This window comes from Pseudomonas sp. E1MeOHC2 (assembly GCF_058745025.1).
The window spans coordinates 4,479,183-4,493,393 of the sequence record NZ_CP196675.1 but is presented as its reverse complement, the minus strand read 5'-3'; the positions used below and the strand labels follow the sequence as shown (position 1 = coordinate 4,493,393).

Genomic DNA, 14,211 nt, shown 5'->3' with positions numbered 1-14,211 from the left:
GCAGTCTAATCAGGCGGCAGTCACCTTACAATGCCCCACCTGAGGCCGACCGATGCCATGATAGAGATAACCCAGTGTAGATAGTTCCAGGGGATCGTAAATATTGCGTCCATCAAATACCACTGGCATGCGCATAAGCCCCCGCATCCGGAGGAAATCCGGCTGGCGAAACTGCTTCCATTCGGTCACCAGCACCAGGGCGTCCGTGCCCTCGACACAGGCATAAGGGTCTTCGGTCAGGCGCAACTGACCATTGGCCACGGCGTGCGGGTAGCGCCCCGCCATGCCGCCCAGGGCCACCGGGTCGCAGGCCTGCACCCGAGCCCCCGCCGCCAGCAAAGCGTCAATCAGCACCAGGCTGGGCGCCTCGCGCAGGTCGTCGGTGCCCGGCTTGAAGGCCAACCCCCACAGCGCCACGGTACGCCCGCGCATGAAGCCGCCAAAGTGCTGGTGCAGCGCCTTGAACAGCAAGGTCTTCTGTTCTTCGTTACGGGCCTGTACCGCCTGCAGGATAGCGGCCTGGTAACCCTGCTGTTCGGCAGTACGGATCAAGGCGCGGACATCCTTGGGGAAACATGAGCCGCCGTAGCCACAGCCTGCGTAGATAAAATGGCTGCCAATACGCCGATCACTGCCGATACCTCGCCGCACCTGCTCGATGTCCACATCCAGCTGCGCGCACAGCCCGGCCAGTTCGTTGATGAAGGAGATCTTGGTGGCCAGGAAGGCGTTGGCAGCGTATTTGGTGAATTCGGCGGCGCGTGGCGCCATCAACAGAATGCGTTCATGGTTGCGCACAAACGGCGCATACAACCGCTGCAGGCACTGGCCGGCCGCTGCGTTGTCGCTGCCAATGATGATGCGGTCCGGGCGCATGAAGTCATCGATGGCGCTGCCCTCCTTGAGAAACTCGGGGTTGCTCGCCACCTCGACGGCAAAGCCTGCACCACGCGCGCGCAGGCCAAGCGCAATGTGCCGGGCCACACGCGCTGCGGTGCCTACCGGCACTGTCGATTTGTTCACCACCAGGCACGGGCGGGTCAAATAGCGCCCCAGGCTGTCGGCCACGGCCAGCACATGCTGCAGGTCGGCCGAGCCATCCTCCTGGCTGGGCGTGCCTACGGCGATGAACACCACCTCGGCGCTGGTCAGGGCCTGCTGCCAGTCATCGCTGAATGCCAGCCGGCCCGCTTGCATGCCACTGTGCAAGAGCGCCTGCAGGCCAGGCTCATGGATCGGGCTCTGGCCCTGACGCAACAGCCTCAGGCGCTGCGGGTCACGCTCCAGGCAGACTACGTGATTGCCCATTTCGGCAAAACAGGCCGCCGTCACCAAGCCGACATACCCCGCCCCGATCACACAGAGTTCCATGGCCGCGCTCCTTGAGGATGATGGCGGTCATTGCAACCCGGCAGTGGTTGCAGGGCGGTGACAGGCAGATGACAAAAGCAGTTGTTGCCTGTGCTGGCCTCTTCGCGGGCAAGCCCGCTCCCACCGGTACAGCGCTACCCTCCAAACTGGCGGAGATGCTGTGGGAGCGGGCTTGCCCGCGAAGAGGCCGGTACAGGCACCCTATCAGCTACCCGTTCCCTGCCCGATCAGCACCCCCTCGACCTTCTGCCCATACAGGTTTACCCCGTCATTGGCATGAAACTTCAGCCGCGTCTTCTCAACCGACCCCTCGACCAAACGCGGGTCTTGCGGCCGTTCATGGCGGTTGATCCACGCCGCCACATCCCAGGCCTGTTCATCGCTCAAGCTGCCAGGTTTGCCCAGTGGCATGTTGTATTTGATGAAGGACGCTGCCGTATTGATACGGTGCATCCCGGCCCCCCAGTTGTAGGCGTCCTTACCCCACAGCGGCGGCATCACATACTCGCCGGCCACCTTCTGCCCTTCGCCATTGTCGCCGTGGCAGATCGCACATTGCTCACGGTATACCTGCTGGCCGCGCTTGAAGTCGTAACCACCTTTGGGTTGCGCCACGTCCGGGTAGCCGCGCCCGGCGATCTCCACGCCTGTAGGTGCCTTGGTCGACAACCAGTAGGCATACACCGACAACGCCGTCATCTGCGGGCTGTCTGCCGCCGGAGGCTTGCCGTTCATGCTGAACTGGAAACACCCCTGGATGCGCTCGGCATAGGTGTTGACCTTGTCGTTTTTCTTGCGATACGCCGGGTACATCGGGTACGCACCCCACATCGGCGCAGAGTGGGCCAGACGCCCCTGGTCGAGGTGGCAGTTGCTGCAGTTCAAGCCATTGCCCACGGCCTCTGGCATCAAGCGGCGAGTATCGACGAACAGCGCATGGCCCTGGCGGACCATCTTGCCAAAGGCATTGTCCGGCAATTCGCTCTCGGCAGGCGGCACGAACTGCGGCGCAGCTTGCACGCCGGGCACTTTCAACTGCGACTGGTCTTCCATGGCGATCGGGGCCGCCTGGGCAGTGCCCATGGCCAACAGCAACAGGGCGGGTATCAAGGGCTTCATGGCGTGACCTCCTGGCTGGCGGGGCGGGCAAAGAACTCGGCGATCGCCTTGACCTCGTCATCGGTCATGGCCTTGGCCACGCCAACCATCAACTGGTTGGGGTCATTGCTGCGGCTGCCGTCGCGCCAGGCATTGAGCTGCGCCACCAGGTAAGCCGCAGGCTGGCCGGCCAAGGGAGGAAAATGCTCACCGACACCGCTGCCACCGGGGCCATGGCATTGCACACAACCTGGGATCTGCCGCCCCCAGTCACCGTATAGCGCCATGCGCGTGGTGGGGTCATCGGCAATCTGCTGTCGGCGCAGGTCACTTGCAGGCTCTGCCGGGAGGCTGGCCAGGTAGGCGCTGACCGCTTTGATTTCGTCTTCGCTCAAGGCTTTTGCAAGCGGCTCCATGACCGGCTGCTTGCGGGTGCCGGCACGCCAGTCATGCAATTGTTTGCTGAGGTAGCCGGCCGGTAGCCCGGCCAATCGGGGGAATCCAGCAGCGGCAATGCCCTTGCCGTCTGGTCCATGGCAGCCAAGACAGGCCATGGCAGCGGGGTTCTCCCCGCCCTGGGTGAAGACTTTCTGGCCATCGGCGGCATGCGCCGTGGGCCAGGCCAGGATCAGCAGGCTGCCGATCACGACTCGACTCAACGGGGTCATCACGAATCTCCATTTCTTTTGTTATAAGCTTAGGCTCAAAAAACATAAGCAAATGGATACTAGCCCCGTAAGGCAAATCGCAACAATGTCAGAGGGGCCAAGCGAGGGCGATTGGCCTTCTAACCGCGAATCACTTGCGCCAGATCAATGGCCAGAAATGCATTGCGTCGCTGCCGTGCGCACATCGCCCAGGCGCAGCGGGAAGTTGTTCAACCGTTCACGCAACTTGATGCTGCTGCCGCTGCCCCGTTTGTCGATATCGACCAGCGCCGCAGGCCCGGCCCCTGAGGTGAGCTTCTGCGGTACGATCAGGCGCAGGCCATCGCCGCGCTGCTCCTCGACCAACGGATCACGGGTATCGGCCAGTTTCTGCTTGACGCAATCGGCGTACTCACGCGGCGTCTTGCCAGAGATCACACCCAGTGTCTCGCGGGATTGCTCAAGTTCCGAAACGCTGACACAGCCACCTAGCGTCAGGGACAACGCCGCCACCATCCACTTCATTTGCAGCACCTCTGCCTTTCAAGAATCCCGTTCGACCACGGCCAGGCCGTTTTGCTCCCTGCTCTGGCAGATTTATCTACGCCCGACCATCGAGCGCGGCAGTGTAGCGCTACATCGTGGTATCTTTCGCCTTTGCAGATCCAAACTTTGCGGAGCATCACATGAAATTCGTACACCAGCGCGAGCACCTGAACGAGGACGATATCGTCGTCATCGAGTGCTCCCAGCGCTGCAACATCCGCCTGATGAACGACGCCAACTTCCGCAGTTTCAAAAATGGCGGCCGGCACACCTATCATGGGGGAGCCTTCGACCAGTTCCCGGCAAAAATCACTGTCCCAAGCACTGGTTTCTGGAACATCACCCTCGATACCGTGACCACTCGCCCGATCTCGGTAACGCGCAAGCCGACCTTGACCCACAAGATCAAGATCATCCGTCGCTCGTCGTCGAAACTCAGATAAGACCGCCATGACCCAGACCATCAAGTACGTCATCAAATACAAACTCGACGGCGAGCGCCGCTGGGATTTCGCCCTCATGCCCGATGCTTCCCAGGAGCAGGCTCTGCAGGCACTGCGCAAGATCCACGGCGACGATGCCGAGAAGATCAGCGACATCCAGGTCAGCAAAGCCCTGTAAACGCCCCGCGCGTACTGCCGCACCGATCACGCCGCCCGCATGGAGAATCGCATGAGCCACTGGCCCGACCGTCGCATCCTCGATCTGCTGGGCATCGAGTTGCCCATTCTCCAGGCGCCGATGGCAGGTGCGACCGGCGCGCCCATGGCCATCGCCGTGGGCGCTGCGGGTGGCCTGGGTGCGCTGCCCTGCGCCATGCTTACCGGCGAACAGGTGCGTGCCCAGATCGCAGCATTCCGCGCCGCCTGCCCTGGGCGGCCGTTGAACCTGAACTTCTTCTGCCACCAGCCACCGCCACCCGATGCGATGCGCGATGAACGCTGGAAGCAGGCACTCAAGCCTTACTACAGCGAAGTGGGTGCCGACTTCGAGGCCCCTACCCCGGTCTCCAACCGTGCGCCTTTCGATGAGCAAAGCTGCCAGCTGGTCGAGCAGTTGCGCCCTGAAGTGGTGAGTTTCCACTTCGGCCTGCCGGAGGCGCAGTTGCTGCAAAGGGTCAAGGCCAGCGGCGCCAAGGTGCTGTCCAGCGCCACCACGGTAGAAGAAGCGGTGTGGCTGGAGCGCCACGGTTGCGACGCGATCATCGCCATGGGCTATGAAGCCGGTGGCCATCGCGGCATGTTCCTCAGCGAAGACATCACCAGCCAGATTGGCACGTTCGCCCTGGTGCCGCAGATTGCCGATGCGGTCAAGGTGCCGGTCATTGCCGCCGGCGGGATCGGCGACCACCGCGGCCTGATCGCCGCCCTGGCCCTTGGCGCCTCGGCCGTGCAGATCGGCACGGCCTACCTGTTTTGCCCCGAGGCCAATGTGTCTGCGGCCCACCGCCGCGCACTGGACACTGCGCCAGCCAGCGACACGGCGCTGACCAACCTGTTTACCGGCCGCCCGGCGCGGGGCATCAACAACCGCATCATGCGCGAGCTGGGGCCGATCAGCGACCTGGCGCCGCGCTTCCCGCTGGCCGGTGGTGCGCTGATGCCACTGCGCGCTGTCACCGACCCACAAGGCAACAGCGACTTCAGCAACCTGTGGTCGGGCCAGGCGCTGCGCCTAGGTAGGCACATGCCAGCGGGTGAGCTGACCCGGGACATTGCCTTCAAGGCGCTGGAACGGGTTGGGCGCTGAGCAGGTTTGCGAACGCATGTAAGACTGTTGCCGCCAGGCCTCTTCCCGGCAAACGGCCTATCGCTATATAGTTCACGCTATAACGATAACCCAAGGAGCTGTCTTCATGCGTATCCGCCCGTTCCACCTGGCCGCCACTGCCCTGGCCAGCCTGATCTGCCTCAACACTGCCTGGGCCGACGAAGTCCAGGTCGCGGTCGCAGCGAACTTCACAGCACCGATCCAGGCCATCGCCAAGGACTTCGAGAAAGACACCGGCCACACGCTGGTCGCGGCCTATGGCGCCACCGGGCAGTTCTATGCGCAGATCAAGAACGGTGCACCGTTCGAAGTGTTCCTCGCCGCCGACGACAGCACCCCAGCCAAGCTTGAGCAGGAAAAAGAAATCGTCCCCGGTTCGCGCTTCACCTACGCCATCGGCACCCTGGCCTTGTGGTCGGCGAAGGAAGGTTACGTGGACGCCAAGGGTGAAGTGCTGAAGAAGAACGCGTACAAGCACCTGTCCATCGCCAACCCTAAAGCCGCCCCTTACGGCCTGGCCGCGACCCAGGTGCTGGACAAGCTGCAGCTGACCGAGGCCACCAAGGGCAAGATCGTCGAAGGCCAGAACATCACCCAGGCCTTCCAGTTCGTTTCCACCGGCAATGCCGAGCTGGGCTTTGTGGCACTGTCGCAGATCTACAAGGACGGCAAGGTCACCACCGGTTCGGCCTGGATCGTGCCGTCCACCCTGCACGACCCCATCCGCCAGGACGCCGTGATCCTCAACAAAGGCAAGGACAGTGCCGCCGCCAAGGCGCTGGTCGAGTACCTGAAGGGCCCGAAAGCTGCTGCGGTGATCAAATCCTATGGCTATGAACTCTGATGCCACTGGACGCCAGTGACCTGGGTGCCATCTGGCTGACCATCAAACTGGCCAGCCTGACCACCTTGATTCTGCTGGTGGTCGGCACACCCATCGCCTGGTGGCTGGCGCGTACGCGCTCATGGCTGCGCGGGCCGGTGGGCGCGGTGGTGGCATTGCCGTTGGTGCTGCCGCCGACGGTCATCGGCTTCTACCTGCTGATCGCCCTTGGCCCTCATGGCTGGCTTGGCCAGGCTACCCAGGCATTGGGCCTGGGTAGCGTGGTGTTCAGCTTCTCGGGGCTGGTGATCGGCTCGGTGATCTATTCGATGCCTTTTGTGGTGCAGCCGTTGCAAAACGCCTTTGGCGCCATTGGCCAGCGGCCGCTGGAAGTCGCAGCCACCCTGCGCGCCAGCCCCTGGGACACTTTCGTTCATGTGGTACTGCCGCTGGCCCGTCCCGGCTTCATCACTGCGAGCATCCTCGGTTTCGCCCATACCGTGGGTGAGTTTGGCGTAGTGCTGATGATCGGCGGCAACATCCCCGACAAGACCCGTGTGGTCTCGGTGCAGATCTTCGATCACGTCGAGGCCATGGAGTATTCGCAAGCCCACTGGCTGGCCGGTGCCATGCTGGTGTTCTCGTTCCTGGTGCTGCTCCTGCTGTACGCTGGGCGCCGCGGCAAGGCTGGTTGGAGCTGAAATGACTGGATCGATTGTGGCGCGCCTGAAGCTTGCGCGCGACGACTTCACCCTGGATGTCGACCTGCAACTGCCGGGGCGTGGGGTCAGCGCGCTGTTCGGCCACTCTGGGTCTGGCAAAACCTCTTGCCTGCGCTGCCTGGCGGGGTTGGAGCGCGCCGCCAGCGCGTACATCGAAGTCAACGGTGTGGTCTGGGAAGACAGCGCGCGCGGCTACTTCCAGGCGCCGCACCTGCGACCGGTGGGCTACGTGTTCCAGGAAGCCAGCCTGTTCCCGCATTTGTCGGTGCGCGGCAACCTGGAGTTTGGCTGGCGCCGGGTGGCACCCGGCGAGCGCAAGGTCAACCTGGAACACGCCTGTCAGCTGCTGGGCATCGGCCAGCTGCTTGCACGCCGGCCTGCGACGTTGTCTGGTGGCGAGGCGCAACGGGTCGGTATCGCCCGCGCACTGTTGAGCAGCCCAAGGCTGTTATTGATGGACGAGCCACTGGCCGCCCTCGACGGGCCACGCAAGCGTGAGATTTTGCCGTATCTGGAGCGCCTGCATGACGAGTTGGACATCCCGCTGGTGTATGTCAGCCACGCCCAGGACGAAGTGGCGCGCCTGGCAGACCACCTGGTGTTGCTGGAACAAGGCCAGGCCATGGCCAGCGGCCCGATTGGCGAAACGCTCGCGCGCCTTGACCTTTCGTTGGCCCAGGGCGAGGACGCCGGGGTGGTGTTCGAAGGCCTGGTGGTTGGCCATGACCCCCATTACGACTTGCTCGACCTGCGCCTGCCCGGCAGTGGCGCGCCCATACTGCGCATCGCCCACCCCGCGCACGTGATGGGCACCACCCTGCGGGTAAAGGTGCAGGCCCGCGATGTGAGCCTGGCCCTGACGGCAGACAGCACCTCCAGCATCCTCAATCGGTTGCCGGTGCGGGTACGTGAAAGCCGCCCGGCAGACAACCCAGCCCATGTACTGGTCAGCCTGGACGCTGGCGGCAACGCCTTGCTGGCACGGGTCACCCGCTTCTCGGCGGACCAGCTTGGCCTGCACCCAGGCCAGGCATTGTTTGCCCAGATCAAGTCGGTGGCATTGTTGGGCTGAGCAACCACCACGCGGCCGTTGTCCACTGATCAGTGACCTGATCGAGGCTTGCCGCCGATGCTCGACTGCCCCCTGCCCCGGACTTTGCATTACGTTGACGACAGCCAGCCAGGCCTGAGCCGGCGACGCTGGCGCGACCGCTTCATCTACTTCGACGCCGAAGGCCAGCGGGTGCGCGACCCCGATACCCTCACGCGCATAGCCGCCCTGGTGATCCCACCGGCTTACCGTGAAGTGTGGATCTGCGCTGACCCGCAAGGCCATTTGCAAGCCACCGGGCGCGATGCCCGTGGCCGCAAGCAGTACCGTTACCACGAGCAATGGCGCGAACTGCGCGACCAGCACAAATATGGGCGGATGCTGGCCTTTGCCCAGGCACTGCCGAAATTGCGCTCGCAACTGGAAACCCACCTGGCCCGCCCGGGCCTGGACCGGGAAAAGGTCATGGCACTGGTGGTGAGCCTGCTGGACCACACCCTGATCCGCATCGGCAACCAGCGCTACCTGCGCGACAACCAGTCGTACGGCCTGACCACACTGCGCAACCGCCACGTCAAGGTGCAAGGCGGCACCATCCGCTTCCAGTTCCGCGGCAAGCGCGGCGTCGAACACGATGTCACCCTGCAGGACCGGCGCCTGGCCAACCTGCTCAAGCGCTGCATGGAGCTACCGGGCCAGGCGCTGTTCCAGTACCTGGACGAAGACGGCCAACGCCACAGCATCGGCTCCAGTGAGATCAACCAGTTTCTGCAGCAACTCACTGGCGCCGATTTCACCGCCAAGGACTACCGCACCTGGGCCGGCAGCAGCCTGGCGCTGAACCTGCTCAGGCCGCTGGCCTGGGAGCCGGAGAGCGAAGCGAAGCGCCAGGTCGCCAGCATCGTCAAGCAGGTCGCCACCCGCCTGGGCAACACCCCGGCCGTGTGCCGGCGCTGCTACATCCACCCGGCAGTGCTGGAACACTTTGCCCTCGGGCGCCTGACCAGCTTGCCGCGCAAGCGCAATCGCAAGGGCCTGGACCCCGAGGAAGTGGCATTGCTGTTATTTCTTCAGGCATTGGAGGAACAGGACGATCATTGACACTGTCTATTTAGCCCATGATGCAGAGAAATTTCCCATACGGGCTGAACCCCCCTATTCTTGCCACCGAGCACCTTCGCCGACACTCCGCTTGCAGTGGGGTTCGGCGCCTGCAACTCAGGACACGCAACAGAATTTGTCTGTCGGGGAATTCCTATCCGCCGAAAGCGTCTTTAATGAGAAGGAAGAGGGACTGGCTCCCACCGCCGCGGCAATTAGCCCGACGGATTTCAACATTACCAAGGAGAACTACATGCTGATACTCACCCGTAAGGTTGGCGAAAGCATCGTCATCAACGATGACATCAAAGTCACCATTCTGGGCGTCAAAGGGATGCAGGTGAGGATTGGTATCGATGCACCAAAAGATGTCCAGGTGCACCGCGAAGAGATCTTCAAGCGTATCCAGGCTGGCAGCCCAGCCCCGGAAAAACACGACGACTCGCACTGAGCGGACCTGCCTCAAGCCGCACGGACGCGCTTGATCGACGGCGCCTCAGGTGCCCAGCAGTTCGCGCACCTTGGCGATCATCCTGTCCATGTCGAAGGGTTTGTCGAACACTGCGGCGAACAGCTCCGGGCACCCTTGGCTGGCCTGAGCGCCGCTCATCAAGATGACCGGCAGGTCGCTTAGCTGCAGCTCATCGCGCATCAAACGCACCAGCTCTTCGCCATTGAGCAGGGGCATCATGTAGTCGGTGATCACCAGTTCGACGCGCTTTTCCTTGAGCGCTTCCAGGGCTTTGAGGCCATTGCTCGCCTTCTCCACCAGATACCCTTCATCCTCCAGGGCAAAGCCGAGGATGTCGGCGATCAGGTATTCGTCATCAACGATCAAAATTGTGTTCATCAGCCAGCCCCGTCACTCGCTCCCTTGCGGCAGCGGGGTCCCCGAGAGCACACCGCTGGCACCCTCGAAAGCCTTGCGCAAGGTAATGCCCTGCTGGCCGAGCAGTAGTTCGTACAGCGCAGGGTCATGGTGGCTGTCACGCACCTTGAGGATCGACAGCATGCGCCGCAGCTGCGAATCCAGCTCGACGAAGCGCATCAACATCAGGTTGTCGACGATGCTCGACAGGTCCGGTGCCGGGGCAGTGATTTCCGACCCGAAGATGTCGCGCATTTCCCAGGTAAGCAGCACGCTGACATCGCGCGCGCGCAACTCGCCGATCAAGGCAGGCAAAAACGCATTGAGCCGCGCCGGGTCGATCGCCAGGCGGCTGAACGCGCCCAGGCTGTCGATGACCACACGCTTGCTGCCTTGCGCCTCGACGCGCTGAAGCAAGCGCGCACCGACCTGGTCCAGCAAACCGTCCGTGATCGGTTGCCAGCACAACTGCACAGCGCCTTCGCGCTCCAGTGCAGCAAAGTCGTAGCCCAGCGACGCAGCCTTGAGCCGCACGCGTTCCGGTGTCTCGTAGAAACCGAAATGCACCCCAGGCGCCTGCGGGGTGCATGCACCGAGAAATGCCAGGCCCAGGGACGTCTTGCCGATGCCTGACGGCCCCATCAGCAGGCTGACCGAGCCCGTCGCCAGCCCGCCGCCGCACATGTCATCCAGGGTCGATATACCAGAAGAAATCCGGTTCAAGGCGGCGCGGCCAATCTGCGTGGGATGGCTGAACAGCGTCTCCAGCCGCGGGAAGACATGCATGCCTGCTTCATCGATCAGGCATTCGTGTCGCCCCGACAAGGCTGCACTGCCACGTGTCTTGCGCAGCTGGATATGGCGCACCGCACGGCTGCCCACCAGTTGTTCGCCCAGCTCGATCACGCCATCGACCATGGTGTGCTCCGGGCTCCCCTCATCCAACCGTGCGCTGGTTAACAACAGCACGGTACAACCGGCGAAGGCCGCATGGCCTTGCAGTTCCGAAACGAATTTCTTGGTATCCAGGGAGGTCTGTGCGCGCACGCGGGCATTGAGTACCCCGTCGACGATGAGCAGACTGGCTTGTTGGCGGCTAATTTCCTGGCGCAGCAGCTTGACGACGGCATCGAGCCCTTCCTGTTCCAGGGTGTCGAAGGCACTGACGAACTGAATCTGGTCTCCGACCAGAGTCGGATCGAAAAACTCCAAGGTCGCCAGGTATTGGAACAGCCGCTCATGGGATTCACTGAGCAGCGTCGCCACCAGCACCCTGCCGCCACCCTGTACGTGGTGACAGGCCAACTGATTGGCCAGGATGGTTTTGCCAGCACCCGGCGGGCCTTGAATGATGTAGGACGCACCTGCCACCAATCCGCCCCTGAGCAGCGCATCGAGCCCTTCGATCCCCGTCACCAGCCGCTTGAGTGCCTGTGCCATGGTGTCTACCTGTCGAGTTGGCAATCCGCTTGTTGGTCACACGCTGGCAAATAAAGGCGCATGCAGGTCCCTTTGCCGAGCACGCTGTCAACGCTGATGGTGCCATTGCTCTGCTTGGCGAAGCCATAAGCCTGGCTGAGGCCCAAGCCAGTCCCCTTGCCGAAAGCCTTGGTGGTGAAGAAAGGCTCGAAAATACGGGGCAGCACTTCGGGGGCGATCCCGCTTCCGCTGTCCTGCACCTCGAAGCACACGTAGCGGCCACGCAACCCTTCCACCTCCCCGGCAAGCTCGACAACGTCAACCGCCAGGCGAATGCTGCCTTGACCCTCGATGGCGTCACGGGCATTGAACAGCAGGTTCAGCAGCACCATCTGCAACTGCCCGGCATCCACTTCTATGGATGGCAGGTTCGGTGGCAGGCGATGCTGCAGGTCGATGTCGCTCGGCAGCGCATGCTCAAGCAGCCCACGGGTGGCGGCGATCAACTCCAGGGGCGCAATGCGGGCGATATCGAGCTTTCGGTTGCGGGCAAAACTGAGCAACTGCTGGGTCAGTTCGGTGCCCCGCTGGCCGGCGTCGAGAATGTGTTGCAGCATGCGCTGGATACGCGCCGGGTTCTGAGTGGTCAGGGCCAGCCGCGCCGAACTCAAGATGATAGTGAGCATGTTGTTGAAATCGTGCGCCAGGCCACCGGTCAGTTGGCCGAGCGCTTCGAGCTTCTGCGCCTGGAACAGCTGGGCACGCACCGCATCGAGCTGCAGCGCCGTTTCGCGCCGGTCGGTGATATCCCGGGTGACCTTGGCCAAACCGACGATCTGCCCAAGGTCATCGCGGATCACATCCAGCGCCGCCAGTGCCCAGAACTGCGAGCCGTCCTTGCGCACGCGCCACCCCTCATCCTGCGCCACACCCTGTTCCAGCGCCTGGCGCAGCAGGCGTTCAGGGCGCCCTTCGGCACAATCCTGAGGGGTGAAGAACAACGAGAAATGCTGGCCGATCACTTCATCGGCGCGATAGCCCTTGATACGTTCGGCGCCGGCGTTCCAGGACACCACGTGCCCGGACGGATCAAGCATGTAGATGGCGTAGTCCACCACCGATTGAACCAGTTGTTCGTAACGGTGCGCGGGCATGGCAGGGTGGTCGATGCAGTCAGCTGAAACCATGCAAACTCCACAGGCACAGCGGAAGGGAGGAATTAGGCGTGGCCAGGAGTGCCCCCCTGCATCCGCCCCCGTGGCAACTGATTGGTCGCATCGGACGAGTTGCCCCGAGTCATCGTTTCACAACCATTGGATCCAAATGAGGGGGCAACAGTGGCGTAATGATAGCAAGGTGTCAATCACCCATTCGATTGCCCCTTCACTTCCTTGATCATAGGTGCTGCGGTTGACTCAACTATAACAATGGGTTATAAAGCGCGCTTGAATGCAAGGCGCTTCTGCTTATAAGCATGGCTTAGAAGCACACCGGTCGCCTGGACCCATTCAAGTGCGAGTGTGGTGGAATTGGTATACACAGCAGACTTAAAATCTGTCGGCGTGAGCCTTGCGGGTTCGAGTCCCGCCACTCGCACCAAATTCCTTCGAAAAGGCGCCTTTGTGGCGCCTTTTTCTGTCTTGCGGAAATTCCCGGTGCAACTGCTAGAGTGGAGTTTGTCCCCGTCCACTGGAACGCCGCCATGCGCTACTCCCTGTTCGATGGTCAACGCGACATCATCATCCTGATTGCCCGCATTTTGCTGATGATTCTGTTTGTTGTGTCCGGCTGGGCCAAGCTGACCGGTTTTGAAGGCACGGTCAGCTACATGACCTCTCTGGGCGCCCCTGCCCCAATGCTTGCCGCGGCAGTCGCGGTGATCATGGAGTTCTTTGTCGGCATCGTGCTGATTCTGGGGTTCTACACACGCCCACTGGCCTTTCTGTTCGCACTGTTCGTGCTGGGCACGGCGCTGATCGGCCATCCCTTCTGGAACATGGTCGACCCCGAGCGCAGCGCCAACATGACTCAGTTCCTGAAAAACCTGAGCATCATTGGCGGCTTGCTGTTGCTGGCGGTGAGCGGCCCAGGGCGTTTCTCGCTGGACCGCCGCTGACTCATTCGTCTTCGCAGTCGTCGTACCAGGCTGGGTGATCGCGATCTTCGTCATCGAGGTCATCCAGCGTTTCCTCATCTTCCTCGACTTCGTCTTCGGCGCCCTGGGCGTCTGCCTCGCGCTCTATATCGTCGTAAAGGAATTCGTGGTCGAGCAAGTGGTCATGCTCGGGTTCGTGCAGGTCGTCTTCGTCGCGCATGCTGGCTCCTGGATTGGCGGGAGGCCTATATAGGCTGAACAAGGGGCAAGGTCAATGGATGGCGGCTTAATGCTGGGTTAACCAGGCAAGGGCAGCCTGCAGGCTCTCCCTTCAAGCGTTTATTGCCCGCCTTTCATGGCGGGCTTTTTTTGGCCGGCCTCACAGGAATGGCTACGGTCCAAGATCCAACAATGCCCGCACCAAACGACAGGCTCATGACCTCATCTTCACGGATTACTGACAACCTGCCTGGCACACTGACCTTGCTCCGTACGTTCCTTTAGCCCGCCCCTTTTCGGCGGGTTTTTCTTTTGCCGGCAGATAATCGCACGGCCTCAGCCCTGAGCAATCTGATAATCCCGCCAGATACGGTGCGTGCCATCGGCGTCGATGGCGATGCCCCCTGCCCCCCCCCGGTGCTGCCCTGACCTGAACAAGCGCTGAGCGACTGCCACGCGCACGGCAAGGGACTATAAACCC

General features: G+C 62.3%; 17 protein-coding genes and 1 tRNA gene. 10 read left to right on the top strand and 8 right to left on the bottom strand.

All coding sequences use genetic code 11. The annotated features are described in order from the left end of the window. Positions 1 to 9 precede the first annotated feature (9 nt). The 4 genes from ACSSU5_RS20350 to ACSSU5_RS20335 all read right to left on the bottom strand — a co-directional run bounded on the left by ACSSU5_RS20350 (position 10) and on the right by ACSSU5_RS20335 (position 3,641). On the bottom strand, positions 10 to 1,371 hold the full coding sequence (locus ACSSU5_RS20350) for a UDP-glucose dehydrogenase family protein (protein ID WP_492559640.1): 1,362 nt from the start codon (positions 1,369 to 1,371) through the stop codon (positions 10 to 12). 204 nt (positions 1,372 to 1,575) lie between these two features. Next, complete coding sequence (locus tag ACSSU5_RS20345) at positions 1,576 to 2,424, bottom strand: c-type cytochrome (RefSeq protein ID WP_264313941.1); 849 nt, start codon at positions 2,422 to 2,424, stop codon at positions 1,576 to 1,578. 62 nt (positions 2,425 to 2,486) lie between these two features. After that, positions 2,487 to 3,137, bottom strand: a complete 651-nt coding sequence (locus ACSSU5_RS20340) for a c-type cytochrome (RefSeq protein WP_264309272.1) — start codon at positions 3,135 to 3,137, stop codon at positions 2,487 to 2,489. A gap of 144 nt (positions 3,138 to 3,281) precedes the next feature. After that, complete coding sequence (locus ACSSU5_RS20335; RefSeq protein WP_264309273.1) at positions 3,282 to 3,641, bottom strand: hypothetical protein; 360 nt, start codon at positions 3,639 to 3,641, stop codon at positions 3,282 to 3,284. A 161-nt stretch (positions 3,642 to 3,802) separates the two neighbouring features. Between ACSSU5_RS20335 and ACSSU5_RS20330 the strand changes: the two genes are divergently transcribed. The 8 genes from ACSSU5_RS20330 (at position 3,803) to csrA (ending at position 9,580) form a co-directional block, all read left to right on the top strand. Beyond that, positions 3,803 to 4,105 carry a DUF1883 domain-containing protein gene (locus tag ACSSU5_RS20330; protein ID WP_033696846.1) on the top strand — a complete coding sequence of 101 codons (303 nt, stop codon included), beginning with the start codon at positions 3,803 to 3,805 and terminating at the stop codon, positions 4,103 to 4,105. A gap of 7 nt (positions 4,106 to 4,112) precedes the next feature. Continuing rightward, positions 4,113 to 4,283, top strand: coding sequence for a hypothetical protein (locus ACSSU5_RS20325; RefSeq protein ID WP_264309274.1), 171 nt, complete (start codon positions 4,113 to 4,115; stop codon positions 4,281 to 4,283). A gap of 51 nt (positions 4,284 to 4,334) precedes the next feature. Beyond that, entirely contained in the window at positions 4,335 to 5,411 is a 1,077-nt protein-coding gene (locus tag ACSSU5_RS20320; RefSeq protein ID WP_492559639.1) for an NAD(P)H-dependent flavin oxidoreductase, read from the top strand. A gap of 106 nt (positions 5,412 to 5,517) precedes the next feature. After that, complete coding sequence (modA, locus tag ACSSU5_RS20315; protein WP_264309276.1) at positions 5,518 to 6,276, top strand: molybdate ABC transporter substrate-binding protein; 759 nt, start codon at positions 5,518 to 5,520, stop codon at positions 6,274 to 6,276. After that, positions 6,276 to 6,956: a molybdate ABC transporter permease subunit gene (modB, locus tag ACSSU5_RS20310; protein WP_264309277.1), complete on the top strand. Its 681-nt coding sequence runs from the start codon at positions 6,276 to 6,278 to the stop codon at positions 6,954 to 6,956. The genes modA and modB overlap by 1 nt, the downstream gene beginning before the upstream one ends. A 1-nt stretch (position 6,957) precedes the next feature. Further along, positions 6,958 to 8,049 (top strand): molybdenum ABC transporter ATP-binding protein, encoded by a 1,092-nt coding sequence (modC, locus tag ACSSU5_RS20305; RefSeq protein ID WP_492559638.1) that lies wholly within the window; start codon positions 6,958 to 6,960, stop codon positions 8,047 to 8,049. A gap of 57 nt (positions 8,050 to 8,106) precedes the next feature. Then, positions 8,107 to 9,129 (top strand): DNA topoisomerase IB, encoded by a 1,023-nt coding sequence (locus tag ACSSU5_RS20300; protein WP_492559637.1) that lies wholly within the window; start codon positions 8,107 to 8,109, stop codon positions 9,127 to 9,129. Positions 9,130 to 9,382: 253 nt separating this feature from the next. Continuing rightward, positions 9,383 to 9,580, top strand: coding sequence for a carbon storage regulator CsrA (gene csrA / locus ACSSU5_RS20295; protein ID WP_004375914.1), 198 nt, complete (start codon positions 9,383 to 9,385; stop codon positions 9,578 to 9,580). Between the two features lie 45 nt (positions 9,581 to 9,625). On the opposite strand, the gene ACSSU5_RS20290 is transcribed toward csrA, so the two are convergent. From ACSSU5_RS20290 to ACSSU5_RS20280, 3 genes are read right to left on the bottom strand one after another with little or no spacing between them, the layout of a single operon-like run. Next, positions 9,626 to 9,979, bottom strand: a complete 354-nt coding sequence (locus ACSSU5_RS20290) for a response regulator (protein WP_264309280.1) — start codon at positions 9,977 to 9,979, stop codon at positions 9,626 to 9,628. A gap of 12 nt (positions 9,980 to 9,991) precedes the next feature. Next, positions 9,992 to 11,437: an ATPase domain-containing protein gene (locus ACSSU5_RS20285; RefSeq protein WP_492559636.1), complete on the bottom strand. Its 1,446-nt coding sequence runs from the start codon at positions 11,435 to 11,437 to the stop codon at positions 9,992 to 9,994. A 5-nt stretch (positions 11,438 to 11,442) separates the two neighbouring features. Then, on the bottom strand, positions 11,443 to 12,603 hold the full coding sequence (locus ACSSU5_RS20280; protein WP_264309282.1) for a two-component system sensor histidine kinase NtrB: 1,161 nt from the start codon (positions 12,601 to 12,603) through the stop codon (positions 11,443 to 11,445). 327 nt (positions 12,604 to 12,930) lie between these two features. On the opposite strand from ACSSU5_RS20280, the gene ACSSU5_RS20275 reads away from it, so the two are divergent. Both ACSSU5_RS20275 and ACSSU5_RS20270 read left to right on the top strand, forming a co-directional pair. After that, positions 12,931 to 13,015 (top strand) — tRNA-Leu (locus ACSSU5_RS20275). Between the two features lie 103 nt (positions 13,016 to 13,118). Then, positions 13,119 to 13,532: a DoxX family protein gene (locus ACSSU5_RS20270; protein WP_264309283.1), complete on the top strand. Its 414-nt coding sequence runs from the start codon at positions 13,119 to 13,121 to the stop codon at positions 13,530 to 13,532. A gap of 1 nt (position 13,533) precedes the next feature. Here the strand turns inward: ACSSU5_RS20270 and ACSSU5_RS20265 are convergent, their stop codons facing one another. Beyond that, positions 13,534 to 13,731, bottom strand: coding sequence for a hypothetical protein (locus tag ACSSU5_RS20265; protein WP_264309284.1), 198 nt, complete (start codon positions 13,729 to 13,731; stop codon positions 13,534 to 13,536). Positions 13,732 to 14,211: the final 480 nt, after the last annotated feature.

Bases quoted from the DNA above. Each gene is read 5' to 3' on its own strand.
- ACSSU5_RS20350 (WP_492559640.1), bottom strand. From the start codon at position 1,371: ATGGAACTCTGTGTGATCGGGGCGGGGTATGTCGGCTTGGTGACGGCG.
- ACSSU5_RS20345 (WP_264313941.1), bottom strand. From the start codon at position 2,424: ATGGAAGACCAGTCGCAGTTGAAAGTGCCCGGCGTGCAAGCTGCGCCG.
- csrA (WP_004375914.1), top strand. From the start codon at position 9,383: ATGCTGATACTCACCCGTAAGGTTGGCGAAAGCATCGTCATCAACGAT.
- modB (WP_264309277.1), top strand. From the start codon at position 6,276: ATGCCACTGGACGCCAGTGACCTGGGTGCCATCTGGCTGACCATCAAA.
- ACSSU5_RS20290 (WP_264309280.1), bottom strand. From the start codon at position 9,979: ATGAACACAATTTTGATCGTTGATGACGAATACCTGATCGCCGACATC.
- ACSSU5_RS20325 (WP_264309274.1), top strand. From the start codon at position 4,113: ATGACCCAGACCATCAAGTACGTCATCAAATACAAACTCGACGGCGAG.
- ACSSU5_RS20285 (WP_492559636.1), bottom strand. From the start codon at position 11,437: ATGGCACAGGCACTCAAGCGGCTGGTGACGGGGATCGAAGGGCTCGAT.
- ACSSU5_RS20320 (WP_492559639.1), top strand. From the start codon at position 4,335: ATGAGCCACTGGCCCGACCGTCGCATCCTCGATCTGCTGGGCATCGAG.
- modA (WP_264309276.1), top strand. From the start codon at position 5,518: ATGCGTATCCGCCCGTTCCACCTGGCCGCCACTGCCCTGGCCAGCCTG.
- ACSSU5_RS20335 (WP_264309273.1), bottom strand. From the start codon at position 3,641: ATGAAGTGGATGGTGGCGGCGTTGTCCCTGACGCTAGGTGGCTGTGTC.
- ACSSU5_RS20300 (WP_492559637.1), top strand. From the start codon at position 8,107: ATGCTCGACTGCCCCCTGCCCCGGACTTTGCATTACGTTGACGACAGC.
- ACSSU5_RS20340 (WP_264309272.1), bottom strand. From the start codon at position 3,137: ATGACCCCGTTGAGTCGAGTCGTGATCGGCAGCCTGCTGATCCTGGCC.
- ACSSU5_RS20330 (WP_033696846.1), top strand. From the start codon at position 3,803: ATGAAATTCGTACACCAGCGCGAGCACCTGAACGAGGACGATATCGTC.
- ACSSU5_RS20270 (WP_264309283.1), top strand. From the start codon at position 13,119: ATGCGCTACTCCCTGTTCGATGGTCAACGCGACATCATCATCCTGATT.
- ACSSU5_RS20265 (WP_264309284.1), bottom strand. From the start codon at position 13,731: ATGCGCGACGAAGACGACCTGCACGAACCCGAGCATGACCACTTGCTC.
- ACSSU5_RS20280 (WP_264309282.1), bottom strand. From the start codon at position 12,603: ATGGTTTCAGCTGACTGCATCGACCACCCTGCCATGCCCGCGCACCGT.
- modC (WP_492559638.1), top strand. From the start codon at position 6,958: ATGACTGGATCGATTGTGGCGCGCCTGAAGCTTGCGCGCGACGACTTC.